Source organism: Rhizobium sp. 1399 (assembly GCF_031455475.1).
Lineage (GTDB): Bacteria > Pseudomonadota > Alphaproteobacteria > Rhizobiales > Rhizobiaceae > Rhizobium.
This window is the reverse complement of record NZ_JAVDSU010000010.1, coordinates 193,514-206,000: the sequence shown is the minus strand read 5'-3', so window position 1 is coordinate 206,000 and position 12,487 is coordinate 193,514. Positions and strand designations below refer to the sequence as shown.

Annotated in this window: 13 protein-coding genes; 9 read left to right on the top strand and 4 right to left on the bottom strand. The window is 59.8% G+C overall.

Annotation, left to right across the window (positions count from 1 at the left end):
- The first annotated feature begins 31 nt into the window (after positions 1-31).
- Positions 32-1,222, top strand: a complete 1,191-nt coding sequence (locus tag J2X71_RS27305) for a DUF2235 domain-containing protein (protein WP_310387055.1) — start codon at positions 32-34, stop codon at positions 1,220-1,222.
- 22 nt (positions 1,223-1,244) lie between these two features.
- Here J2X71_RS27305 and J2X71_RS27300 read toward each other — a convergent pair whose 3' ends face one another.
- Entirely contained in the window at positions 1,245-2,690 is a 1,446-nt protein-coding gene (locus J2X71_RS27300) for a UdgX family uracil-DNA binding protein (protein WP_310387140.1), read from the bottom strand.
- Positions 2,690-3,922, bottom strand: coding sequence for a putative DNA modification/repair radical SAM protein (locus J2X71_RS27295; protein ID WP_310387053.1), 1,233 nt, complete (start codon positions 3,920-3,922; stop codon positions 2,690-2,692). Before J2X71_RS27295 ends, J2X71_RS27300 begins: the two co-directional genes overlap by 1 nt.
- A gap of 249 nt (positions 3,923-4,171) precedes the next feature.
- Here J2X71_RS27295 and greA point away from each other — a divergent pair, with 249 nt between their 5' ends.
- From greA to J2X71_RS27280, 3 genes are read left to right on the top strand one after another with little or no spacing between them, the layout of a single operon-like run.
- Entirely contained in the window at positions 4,172-4,648 is a 477-nt protein-coding gene (gene greA, locus J2X71_RS27290; protein ID WP_113325123.1) for a transcription elongation factor GreA, read from the top strand.
- Positions 4,649-4,679: 31 nt separating this feature from the next.
- Positions 4,680-5,729, top strand: coding sequence for a glycosyltransferase family 4 protein (locus J2X71_RS27285; protein ID WP_310387050.1), 1,050 nt, complete (start codon positions 4,680-4,682; stop codon positions 5,727-5,729).
- Positions 5,730-5,774: 45 nt separating this feature from the next.
- Entirely contained in the window at positions 5,775-6,566 is a 792-nt protein-coding gene (locus J2X71_RS27280; RefSeq protein ID WP_310387048.1) for a hypothetical protein, read from the top strand.
- Between the two features lie 103 nt (positions 6,567-6,669).
- On the opposite strand, the gene J2X71_RS27275 is transcribed toward J2X71_RS27280, so the two are convergent.
- Both J2X71_RS27275 and J2X71_RS27270 read right to left on the bottom strand, forming a co-directional pair.
- Entirely contained in the window at positions 6,670-7,137 is a 468-nt protein-coding gene (locus J2X71_RS27275; protein WP_007824299.1) for an Lrp/AsnC family transcriptional regulator, read from the bottom strand.
- Positions 7,138-7,204: 67 nt separating this feature from the next.
- On the bottom strand, positions 7,205-7,369 hold the full coding sequence (locus tag J2X71_RS27270; protein ID WP_310387043.1) for a hypothetical protein: 165 nt from the start codon (positions 7,367-7,369) through the stop codon (positions 7,205-7,207).
- On the opposite strand from J2X71_RS27270, the gene trxB reads away from it, so the two are divergent.
- The 5 genes from trxB to J2X71_RS27245 all read left to right on the top strand — a co-directional run bounded on the left by trxB (position 7,368) and on the right by J2X71_RS27245 (position 12,426).
- Entirely contained in the window at positions 7,368-8,342 is a 975-nt protein-coding gene (gene trxB / locus J2X71_RS27265; protein ID WP_310387041.1) for a thioredoxin-disulfide reductase, read from the top strand. The two genes, J2X71_RS27270 and trxB, sit on opposite strands and share 2 nt — an antisense overlap.
- Positions 8,343-8,364: 22 nt before the next feature.
- Complete coding sequence (locus J2X71_RS27260; RefSeq protein ID WP_112543602.1) at positions 8,365-9,261, top strand: LysR family transcriptional regulator VtlR; 897 nt, start codon at positions 8,365-8,367, stop codon at positions 9,259-9,261.
- 557 nt (positions 9,262-9,818) lie between these two features.
- A complete protein-coding gene (locus J2X71_RS27255) occupies positions 9,819-10,112 on the top strand; it encodes a helix-turn-helix transcriptional regulator (protein WP_113325116.1) in 294 nt (97 codons plus the stop codon).
- A 2-nt stretch (positions 10,113-10,114) separates the two neighbouring features.
- Positions 10,115-11,281: an MFS transporter gene (locus J2X71_RS27250; protein ID WP_310387036.1), complete on the top strand. Its 1,167-nt coding sequence runs from the start codon at positions 10,115-10,117 to the stop codon at positions 11,279-11,281.
- A gap of 23 nt (positions 11,282-11,304) precedes the next feature.
- Positions 11,305-12,426, top strand: a complete 1,122-nt coding sequence (locus tag J2X71_RS27245) for an alkene reductase (RefSeq protein WP_310387034.1) — start codon at positions 11,305-11,307, stop codon at positions 12,424-12,426.
- Positions 12,427-12,487: the final 61 nt, after the last annotated feature.

Sequence of the window (12,487 nt, the reverse complement as noted above, 5' to 3'; positions counted from 1 at the left end):
GCCTGCTCCCCGGCCGTATCGGGGAAGCAGCATGTCGAAGAATATCGTCATCCTGTTCGACGGCACGTCGAACGAGATAACTGCAGACCGCACCAATATTTTACGTCTGTTCGGAACGCTGAAGCGCTCCGACGAACAGATCGTCTATTACGACCCCGGCGTCGGCACGCTGGGTGCGTCAGACGCCTGGTCGCCCTTCTACCGCAAGTCTATCGAGGTCTGGGGCCTTACCACTGGTTGGGGTCTCGATGAAAACGTCAAAGGCGCCTACCGCTTCCTCGTCGAAAATTACGATGCCGGCACGCCCGACGATCACGGCGGCCATCCCGACAGGGATCGCATCTATATTTTCGGCTTCAGCCGCGGCGCCTATACGGCCCGCGTTCTCGCAGGTTTCATCCATGCTTTTGGGCTGTGTAGCAGATATCACCTGAACCTGCTCGATTACTCTTACAGAACCTATAAGGGCATTCCCGAACAGGAGCAGCGCGCCGATGGCGGGGATCCCTCATCGGCCTTCAAGAGCATGCGGCTCTACGAGCGCATGCTGCGCAACGACCGCCCGCCGATCAAGCTGCTCGGTCTCTTCGACACCGTCGCCTCTGTCATCGAAAAGGGCAAAGGACGCATTCAGTTCAAGACCCATCCCTTTACCCGAAAGAATCCCAGCGTCGAATATGTGCGCCATGCCATGGCGATCGACGAGCGAAGAACCATGTTCCAGCCGGAATTGTGGACGCCCGATCAGGATTATCGCGGTAATCCCTTCAAACCCGCAACCGCAAAACAGGACTTCAAGGAGGTTTGGTTTGCCGGTGTCCACGGCGATATCGGCGGCGGTTACCCGGAAGCCGAGAGCGCTCAGATCAAGATACCGCTTGACTGGATGATCCGTGAAACGGGGCCTGCAGGCCTGCTCTACGTTTCGCGTACGATCAACAACATCGTTCTTGGCAAGAGCGACAAGTACTATGTCGAGCTCAATGCGGCCGCACCGCTGCATGACTCGATGAGCGTAGGCTGGAAACTGCTCGAATATATTCCGCGGCGCGTGCCGGAAAACTCCTGGCGCAAGCGCGGCGACAGAAGGGGCATTTATCTGCCCCGCGAAGACAGGCGTTTCATCCCCGATGGCGCAAACCTGCATGAATCCGTGAGGGAGCGCATGGTGACCGGATATAACCCGCCGAACCTGCCGAAAGATCCCGTCTTCGTCCCCTGACGCATTGAATCGAATTCTGCATTCACGCAGCCAGGCCCTTGATCAGATTCATATCTTGCCGGAAGCGGGTCAGCTCTTGTGCCCTCCTCTCCTCGTCCGGAATTCGCAGCAGATAGGAGGGATGCACCGTGACGAAGAGCAACCGCCCCTCCTCCATCGCGATCGGGCGTCCGCGCAGATCCTCCAGCTTCCGCTTTTCGCCGGTCAGCGAATAGAGCGCCGTCGCGCCCATCGCCACGATCAATTTCGGCTTTACGAGATCGAGTTCCAGCTTCAGCCACCAGCGGCAATGCTGCACCTCGCCGAGATTGGGCTTCTGGTGGATACGCCGCTTGCCACGCGGCTCGTATTTGAAATGCTTGACGGCATTGGTGACATAGAGCCTCGACCGATCGATGCCGGCCTGCGCGATCGCTTCGTCGAAAACCTTACCCGCCGGCCCGACAAAGGGTCGACCTGCGAGATCCTCCTGATCGCCTGGTTGCTCGCCGACGAACATGATCTCGGCATCATCTGGCCCTTCGCCGAAGACGGTCTGCGTCGCCTTCGCATGCAGCGGGCATTGGCTGCAGACGGCGGCGGCCTCGCGCAATGCCTCCAGCGTTCCCGCAGGGGCCATCTGCGGGGCCGGCATGCGGGCTGCCGCCTCCTGGATCTTATTGTGATAGGGAAGCGGCATGGTCGCCTCGCGCTCGGCCATGGCGAGCACTTTTGCTTCGGCCTCGGCGATCAGGCCAGGGATGAGATCGGCTTCCGGCAGGTTCTTCCAGTATTTCTTCGGCATCTCTGCCTGCATGGCCTTCACCTTCAGCCGCGCCGGATTGAAGATGCTGGCATAATAGATGCGCCAGAGATCATCGGTCGCGTCACTGATGTCAGGCTTCTCGCAGGCCACATTGCTTGTCGTCAGCCGCTCGCCGTCCCAGGCAGCCGAACCCTTCGGCGTCGCGATCAGCCAGTCCATGTCGGTGAAGCGGCGTTGGAAGAAGGGCGCCTTGCGCGCGACGATATAATGATCCGGCTCGAACCAGGCTATGAATTTTCGCCGCCCGCCGGCAGGTGCCGCCACCTCCTTGAAGCGCACGAAGGCCGTCATCTTGTGGGCGTCGCGATGCAGGCTCTTCTGCATCAGCAGAGCACGCGACACCTCTTCATCGGACGCCAGATCCAGCAGGTTCCGGTTTTCCTGCAATCGCCAGAGCAGGCTATAGAGCAGCGAAAAACGCCTGGCATCGCTATGGCAGATCACGGCCTCGGCTAACGCCATGAAAGCCGGCGAAACGCTCATCGGCTTGGCGTCGGCAGGAGGATCAGGCGGCAAGGCGTCACGCTGGAAGGCAAAGCCCGGTTCGCTGCTCTTTTCATGCCAGTCGATCTCTTCTGGCAGAATCCCAGCTGCGGCAAAGGCGCGAGCGGCCTTGCGCCATTCCTCGAAATTGCCCCTACCCTCCAGAACCACCCGGCGCATCATAGCAGCGACAACTGTTCGGGTTTTGGCTCGAACATCGCGCGCAAGTCCGGCCGGTCGACAAGACGATGCGGCGTCCAGCCCTCGGCAGTGATGAAGGCCTGCACCTTGCGGATCGACACGCCGAGCCGCGGCAAGTCTTCAAGCCGCAGACGGCGTTGCCGCCGCTCAGTCAGGATCGCCTTTACCGTCTTGGTGCCGAGGCCCGGCACACGCAGCAGCTTCTCGCGATCGGCGCGGTTGACATCGACGGGGAAGTCCTCGCGATGGCCGAGTGCCCAGGCGAGCTTGGGATCGAGATTGAGATCCAGCATGCCGCCCTGCTGTGTCGAGGTGATTTCGTCGATGCCGAAACCATAGAAACGATAGAGCCAGTCCGCCTGATAGAGCCGGTGCTCGCGCATCAGCGGCGGCTTGATGAGCGGCAGGTTCTTCGAACTGTCGGGGATCGGGCTGAAGGCGGAATAATAGACGCGTTTGAGACCATAGCTGCTGTAGAGCTGGCCGCTGGTCGATAGGATCGTCGCATCATTGGCGCCGTCGGCGCCGACAATCATCTGTGTACTCTGGCCGGCCGGTACGAAGCGCTTGCGCCTCTTGGTCTGCAGCGTCGGCTCTTCCGCAGCCTCGATCTTCAGCCTGAGATCGCCCATCGACCGGCGGATACTGGCCGGCTTCTTCTCCGGCGCAAAACGGTTGATGCCGCTATCGGTTGGCAGTTCGATATTGAGCGACAGGCGATCGGCATAGAGCCCCGCCTCCTCGATCAGATGCGCGGAGGCCTCCGGAATGGATTTCAGATGGATGTAGCCGCGAAATTGATGCGTGACCCGCAACTCCCGCACGATGCGCACCATTTCCTCCATCGTGTGGTCGGACGAGCGGATGATGCCGGAGGAGAGAAACAATCCCTCGATATAGTTGCGCCGGTAGAATTCCAGCGTCAGCCAGACCACTTCTTCCGGTGTGAAGCGGGCGCGCTCGACATTGCTGGACGAGCGGTTGATGCAATAGGCGCAATCATAGATGCAGAAATTGGTGAGCAGGATCTTCAGAAGCGAGATGCATCGCCCATCCGGCGCATAGGCATGGCAAATGGCCGAGCCTTCGGTGGAGCCGAGCCCTCCAGAGGCAGCCGAATCCCGTTTGACTGTGCCGCTGGAGGCGCAGGAAGCATCATATTTGGCGGCATCGGAGAGGATCGCCAACCGTTCTTTAAGCGATTTCTTCATCGCAATGTTCACTAAATGTTCACGGCGGCAAAATCAAGACTAAGAAATGAGCCTCCATCCAACTTCCCTTCAAAAGCAGGCACTTCTGCGGGAAGCGGAAAGCTTCGGTAAGAATTTTATGGAAATCGCGCGTGCCGATCTGCTATAAGCAACGAACTAAGATTGTAGCACGGTTCCGAAGTTCCCTTCGGGACCTGTTTTCTTTTGTGTCTGCGAGAACTGCAGATGCGGGGAGAGAAGGACGAAAAAATGGTTGATAAGGTACCGATGACACAGGGTGGTTTCGTCAAGCTGCAGGAAGAACTGCGCTGGCGCCAGCAGGAGGAGCGCCCGCGAATCATCGAGGCAATCGCGGAAGCACGCGCCCATGGCGACCTTTCCGAAAATGCCGAGTACCATGCCGCCAAGGAAGCGCAGAGCCACAATGAGGGCCGCGTCGCCGAGCTCGAAGACCTGACGGCGCGCGCCGAAGTCATCGATCTCTCCAAGATGTCGGGCGACAAGATCAAGTTCGGCGCCAAGGTGAAGCTCGTCGACGAGGACACCGAAGAGGAAAAGACCTACCAGATCGTCGGCGATCAGGAAGCCGACGTGAAGCAAGGCCGTATCTCGATCTCCTCCCCGATCGCCCGCGCGCTGATCGGCAAGGAAGTCGGCGACTCCATCGAAGTCAACGCTCCCGGCGGTTCGAAGGCCTACGAAATCCTCTCCGTTTCCTGGGGCTGATCGCCCGCGCCTCCCTCTTCAAGAGCAGCCAGTGCCGGATATCAGTGACGTCGAGATCATCGCGCCCAACCTGAAACGCCGGCTCTCCGGCGTCACGTCGACGATCGTCCAGCTTATCCCCTGCCAGATCCGGCTGGGGATCAGGATCGCGGCTCTCGGCCCCGGCCTTCCGCCAGAACTTCCGCGCCTGAAATGGCCGCAGCTTGCTGGCCTCTGGCGTCCGCCCGCGGGACGGCGTCACCGGGTCTGGCACGCGCGCCGCAACAATGAGATGGCGGCCGGCATCTTCATGCGGCAGGTGCTGCGCATGCCGCTGAAGCTCGTCTTCACCTCGGCCGCCCAGCGCCGCCACACCTCCTATACGCGCTGGCTGATCCGCCAGATGGATGCTGTCATCGCCACCAGCAGCCGCTCCGGCTCCTTCCTCAAGGTGCCGCACACGGTCATCCAGCACGGCGTCGATCTCACGCTCTTCCATCCCCCCGAAGGGTCTGTCGACACGATCGCTGCCACCGGCCTGCCCGGCCGCTATCTCATTGGCTGCTTCGGCCGCGTGCGACATCAGAAAGGCACCGATCTTTTCGTGCAGGCGATGATCGCGCTGCTGCCGCGACATCCGGATTGGACGGCCGTGATTTCCGGTCGCGTCACCCCGGAACACACTGCATTCGCCGACAAGCTGAAAACCGATATCGCCGCAGCCGGCCTGACCGACCGCATCGTCTTCATTGGCGAAGTGCCAGATATCAAGGTCTGGTATCGCCGCCTGACGCTCTATGTCGCCCCCTCCCGTAATGAAGGCTTCGGCCTGACGCCGCTGGAAGCCATGGCGTCGAAGACACCTGTCGTCGCCTCCGATGCCGGCGCCTATGCCGAAATGATCGTAGCAGGCGAAAACGGCGTCATCGTACCACCCGGCGACGGCAGCGCACTGACGGCAGCCATCGCCACCTATCTCGCCGATCCTGCGCTGACCGTAGCACAGGGCGAAACGGCGCTCCGGCATGTGCGTGAAAATTTCGCGCTGGAAAAGGAAGCAACGGCGATCAACCGGATTTACCAGCAGCTTCTCGACGCTTAAGCCGAACCCAAGTGACAGACATATCAGGAAGGCAGAGTCTCGGAGATGTCGACCGCAAACAATAACGATCTGGTCAACGTGCTCTGCATGAAGTGGGGAACGCTCTACGGCCCCGAATATGTCAACAATCTCTATCGCGGCGTCAAAAGGCACCTGAAGCGCCCGCATCGTTTCGTCTGTTTCACCGACAATACGGAGGGCCTCGAGGCGGGAATTGAAACCTTCCCCCTACCCGAGCTCGGCCTGCCGGCGGGCTCCAAGGATCGCCGCTGGCAGAAGCTTGCGCTCTTCCGCCGCGAGCTTGCCGATCTCGAGGGCATTGCCCTCTTCCTCGATCTCGACCTCGTCATCGTCGATGATCTGGAACCGCTCTTCCAGCATCCTGGAGAGTTCCTCATCATCCGCGATGACGATCTCTTCCGCGCCAAGCCGCTGCGCAAACTCAATCCCGCTCGCGAGAAGTTCCTGGGCTCGGTCGGCAACAGTTCGGTCTTCCGCTACGAAATCGGCGCCCACGCTTATATTCTGGATACCTATGTCGCCGATCCGGTGGCGGCCATGTCCAAATACGAGATCTCCCAGCAGTTCCAGAGTGCACAGCTCGAGGCGCATGGACATCTGCAATACTGGCCGCGCGAATGGTGCGTGAGCTTCAAGAATGCCTGCGTGCCGCGCCACATCAAGAGCTTCTGGCGCGATCCTGAGCGGCCGCCGGAGGCCAAGATCGTCGTCTTTGCCGGTAGCCCGAAAATGAGTGAGGTTTTTGAAGGCGGCGGACAGAAATGGTATCGCCGCATCGGCAATACCGATTGGCTGAGCAATGCTTGGCGAGGCTAAAGCATGTCGCGCAAAAGTGTGTAGCGGTTTTGCGGCAACGACATGCGAAAACAAGAGTCTAAAGCGTGGCAAGCGGATCTGGAAGATCGCGACACGCCTTAGATTACAGTTCGACGAGCCCGAGCTTCTTCACCTGGCGGATCGTCAGCATGGTGCGAACGGTATCGACATGCTCGTTGGCCGTCAGCACCTCGATGACGAAGTCCTGGAAGCGGGTCAGGTTCTGGGCCACGCAATGCAGCAGGAAATCGCTGTCGCCGGAAACCATCCAGGCCTGGCGCACCAGCGGCCATTCGGTGGTGGCAGCGGCAAAGGCCTTCAGATTGGCTTCGGACTGGTGCTTGAGGCCGACCATGCAGAAGGCGACGAGATCGAGCCCGAGCTTCGGGCTGTTCAGCATCGCGTGATAGCCTTCGATGACACCCGCCTCTTCGAGCTTGCGCACCCGGCGCAGGCAGGGCGGCGCTGAAATTCCCACCCGGTCGGCAAGTTCCACATTGGTCATGCGGCCGTCGGCCTGCAGTTCCCGCAATATCTTTATGTCGATAACGTCAAGTTCAGCGCGAACCACGCTTAGGCCTTTCTTTAATTCCCCGCGGGCAGCTTCTATATAAAGCGACGGAATACGCAAGAAAGTTTCAGTCAGATGACGGAATCTTGCACAGCGCCTGCATTTGCCTTGTTGGTAATGCAAGGCTGCCCTTGAATAAAAGCATTGGTCGTTCATAAATGGCGAAGGGATCGCGAAACGGCCTTATTCGCCTCTTAGCCGCCGCATCCTGCCAGTCGAAAGGAAATTCCATGTCTGCCCGCCATACAAAGGTGCTCATTATCGGTTCCGGACCTGCCGGCTATACGGCAGCGGTCTATGCCGCGCGCGCCATGCTAAAACCGGTTTTGATCGCCGGTCTGGAACAGGGCGGCCAGCTCATGATCACCACCGATGTCGAGAACTATCCGGGCTTTGCCGATCCTATCCAGGGCCCCTGGCTGATGGACCAGATGCTGCAGCAGGCTCAGCATGTCGGCGCCGAGATCGTCAACGACCTCGTGACCGAAGTCGACCTCAACCAGCGCCCCTTCGTTGCCCGCACCGATAGCGGCCAGGTCTGGACTGCCGATACGCTTGTTATTGCGACCGGCGCCAAGGCCAAGTGGCTCGGCATCGAAAGCGAGCAGCATTTCCAGGGCTTTGGCGTGTCTGCCTGCGCCACCTGCGACGGATTTTTCTACCGCAACAAGGATGTGATCGTGGTCGGCGGCGGCAACAGCGCCGTCGAGGAGGCGCTCTATCTGTCGAACATCGCGAAGTCGGTCACCGTCGTGCACCGCCGCGATAGCTTCCGTGCAGAAAAAATCCTGCAGGAACGTCTCTTCTCCAAAGAGAACATCAAGGTTCTCTGGAATACCGAAGTCGCCGAAATCACGGGCACGCCGGCAAAGCCCCCAATGCCGCCGTCCGTTTCCGGTGCTCGTCTGCGCGACACGCGCACCGGCGCCATCACCGATGTCGTCGTTGACGGCGTCTTCGTGGCGATCGGTCATGCGCCGGCAACCGAACTTTTCAAGGGCAAGCTGAAGCTCAAGGACAATGGCTATCTCTGGACCGCACCGGATTCGACTGCGACCAGCCTGGAGGGAGTCTATGCCGCAGGCGATGTGACGGACGATACGTTCCGCCAGGCGGTCACCGCCGCAGGCATGGGATGCATGGCCGCCCTCGAAGCAGAACGTTATCTAACGGGCCACATGCCCGTTGCCGTAGCAGCGGAGTAACAGTGGCATGAGGGGTGGGGGAATGCCATTGGACTGGGACAAGCTGCGTATTTTCCACGCAGCTGCCGAAGCCGGATCGTTTACGCATGCGGCTGACAAGCTGCACCTGTCCCAGTCGGCCATCAGCCGTCAGGTCAGCGCGCTTGAGCAGGATGTGGGCACCAAGCTCTTCCACCGCCATGCGCGCGGCCTGATCCTGACCGAACAGGGCGAACTGCTTTACCGCACCGCCCATGATGTGCTGCTGAAGCTCGAAACCGTGAAGATGCAACTGACCGAGACGACGGAAACGCCGTCCGGCAAGCTGCGCGTCACCACGACAGTCGGCCTCGGCCAGGGATGGCTGACCGACAAGATCCAGGAATTCCTGCAGCTCTATCCCGATGTGCAGATCCAGCTCATCCTCGACAACGAGGAAGTGGATGTGAACATGCGCCATGCCGATTGCGCTATCCGCCTTCGCCAGCCGCAGCAGTCGGACCTCATCCAGCGCAAGCTCTTCACCGTGCATATGCACGTCTATGCGGCCCCCTCGTACATCAACCGCCACGGCGAGCCGCAGACGATCGAGGATCTCGACAATCACCGCATCATAACCTTCGGCGAGCCTGCGCCGAACTATCTGCTCGACGTCAACTGGCTGGAAATCGCTGGCCGCTCGTCGGACAACAAGCGCATTCCGCATCTGCAGATCAACAGCCAAACCTCGATCAAGCGGGCCTGCCTGCTCGGCATCGGCATCGCCTGCCTGCCGGATTATATCGTCGGTCGCGACCCCGGTCTGATTCAGCTGGCAATCAATGCCGACGTCCCCTCCTTCGATACCTATTTCTGCTATCCGGATGAGATCAAGAACGCCGCCAAGCTGAAAGCCTTCCGCGATTTCATCGTTAGCAAGGCCCGCAACTGGAACTTCTGATTTCCATTTTTATGGAACGAATTTCAAATCATGCAACCCACGCATGACTGACATGCACAAAAAAGGGTTGTTGTTTGCTCATTAAAGCACCATATCGCACATAGCTGATGCACACGGTGGCTTTTCCTCCCAGTTCCACCGCATTAGCTGTTCCCCTCTGGAGGTTTTTGACCTTCACACTTATAAGGGCCCTGGTTTTCCGGTGGCCCTCTTTTTTTGCCCGAATTTTTGTCGGTAGATACCGCAATGCGGAAAAATTTGTGCAGTGCATAGCAGACATGCACAAAAATGTATTGAAAGCTGCACAAAGAACCACCATATCGCTCATAGCTGATGCATTTGGTGGCTTCTCTCCCAGTGCCACCGCGTTGGCTGTTCCCCTCTGGAGGTTTTTGACCTTCACACTTAAAAGGGCCCTGGTTTTCCGGTGGCCCTCTTTTTTTGCTTAAAATTTAAGCAAGCCGGAAAAATCGTCAGCTCACGCCTCCGTGATTTGCATATCGAAAATCACCGATCCATATATCGGGAAAATCCGATTTATACTTCGATGAACGACGATGGACAAAGACGAGATTCTCAAGGCGCTGGCCAACCCTGCCCGGATGGACATCCTCAATTGGTTGAAAAATCCGGAAGAACACTTTCCGACGCAGGAGCACCCGTTTGAAATGGGCGTCTGCGCCAGCCAGTTCGAACGCTGCGGCCTTTCCCAATCCACGGTTTCCGCCCACCTCGGCACGCTTCACCGCGCCGGCCTCGTCACCAGCAAGCGCGTCGGCCAGTGGATCTTCTACAAGCGTAACGAAGAAACGATCGCTGCCTTCCTCCAGCAGCTAACGCAGGATCTTTAATCATGCCCCTTGCCCTGCTCGTTCTTGCCTTGAGCTCATTTGCGATAGGCACCACCGAATTCGTCATCATGGGCCTTCTGCCCGAAGTCGCAGCCGACCTCTCTGTCACGATCCCTGAGGCCGGCTGGCTGGTTACGGGTTATGCGCTGGCCGTCGCGCTCGGTGCCCCCATCATGGCGGTCTCGACCGCCAAGCTGAAGCGCCGCTCGGCACTCATCATGCTGATGGCCTTCTTCATTGCCGGCAACCTGCTCTGCGCCATCGCTCCGAACTATTGGGTGCTGATGGTGGCACGCATCGTCACCGCCCTCTGCCACGGCGCCTTCTTCGGCATCGGCTCGGTCGTCGCCGCCAATCTCGTCAGCGAAGACCGCAAGGCACGCGCCGTCGCCTTGATGTTTACCGGCCTGACGCTCGCAAACGTGCTCGGCGTGCCGCTCGGCACCGCCGTCGGTCAGGCCTTCGGCTGGCGCTCTACCTTCTGGGTGGTTACCGCGATCGGCATCGTCACCATTGTCGGCCTGATCGCCATCCTGCCCAGAGATAAGCAGGAAGAGCAGAGCAGCATCCTGCGCGAAATCGCAGCATTGCGGAATGGCCGCCTCTGGATGGCGCTCTCGGTTACCGTCTTCTTCTCGGCCTCGATGTTCACGCTCTTCACCTACATCGCCCCGCTGCTGCGCGACGTAACGGGTATCTCGCCGGAAGGCGTGACCTGGTCGCTGTTCCTGATCGGCGTCGGCCTGACGGTCGGCAACCTGATCGGCGGCAAGCTCGCCGACTGGCGCCTCGGCACAGCCCTTGCCGCCATCTTCGCGGCGATCGCACTAACTTCAGCGATCTTCTTCTATACGAGCCGCTTCTTCATCCCCGCCGAGATTACCCTCTTCCTGTGGGCCGCCGCCACTTTCGCCGCGGTTCCCGCCCTGCAGGTCGGCGTCGTCGGTTTCGGCAAGGGTGCCCCGAACCTGGTCTCGACTATCAATATCGGCGCCTTCAACACCGGCAATGCCCTCGGCGCCTGGGTCGGCGGCATGGTCATCGATGCCGGCCTCGATCTCAATCGCGTTCCCCTCGCCGCAGCCGTCATGGCCCTGATCGGCCTTGCCGCCACTGTTCTCACCTATCTCTCCGGCCGGGCGCAGACCGCCCCCGCTGCTGCCGAGTGACCCTCCCAAAGAAAGGATAATTCATGGCCAAGCTTTTCGAACCGACACAGGTGGGCGACATCGTCGTCAAGAACCGCATCGTCATGGCGCCACTCACCCGCAACCGGTCTCCGGGCGCTATCCCGAACGATTTGAACGTCGAATATTACCGCCAGCGAGCCACGGCCGGCCTGATCATCACCGAAGGCACGGCCATCACCCAGCAGGGTCAGGGTTATGCCGATGTTCCCGGCCTCTACAAGCCGGAAGCTTTGGAAGGCTGGAAGCGCGTGACCAGCGCCGTTCATGAAGCCGGCGGCAAGATCGTCGTGCAGCTCTGGCATGTCGGCCGCGTCTCCCACACCAGCCTGCAGCCGAACGACGGACAGCCGGTCTCCTCCACCTCCAAGGTCGCCAAGACCAAAACCTATCTCGTTAATGTCGACGGCACCGGCGCCTTCGCCGAAACCTCCGAGCCGCGCGCACTGGACACCGCAGAGATCGCCGGTATCATCGAGGATTTCCGCAGAGCCGCCCGCGACGCCATTGATTCTGGCTTTGACGGCGTGGAAATCCATGGCGCCAACGGCTACCTGATCGATCAGTTCTTGCGCTCCGGCATCAACGATCGCGCCGATCAATACGGCGGCTCGCTCGAAAACCGCGCACGCTTCCTTTTCGAAGTCGTGGACGCCGTCAGCAAGGAAGTCGGCGAAGGTCGCACCGCTATCCGCATCTCGCCGGTCACACCGTCGAATGACTCCTCCGACACCGACCCGCAGACGATCTTCACCTATGTCGTCGAAGGTCTGGCGAAGTACAATCTCGCCTATATCCACATCGTCGAAGGCCAGACCGGCGGCGACCGCAACTTCCAGCAGGGCGACAAGCCCTTCGACTACAAGGCTCTGCGCCTCGCCTATGAGAAGGCCGGCGGCAAGTCGAATTGGCTGGTCAACAACGGTTACGATCGCGAGACGGCCATCGATGCAGTCGAAAGCGGCCGCGCTGACCTCGTCTCCTTCGGCAAGCCTTTCATCGCCAACCCGGATCTCGTTGAACGCCTGAAGCTTGGCGCACAGCTGAATACGCCCGATCAGCCGACCTTCTACGGCGGCGGCACGAAGGGCTACACGGACTATCCGGCTCTCGAAAAGGTCGCCTGACCGCCTTCAGAAAACAGAAATCCCGCCATCCGGCGGGATTTCCATCTCGAAACATTGCCGC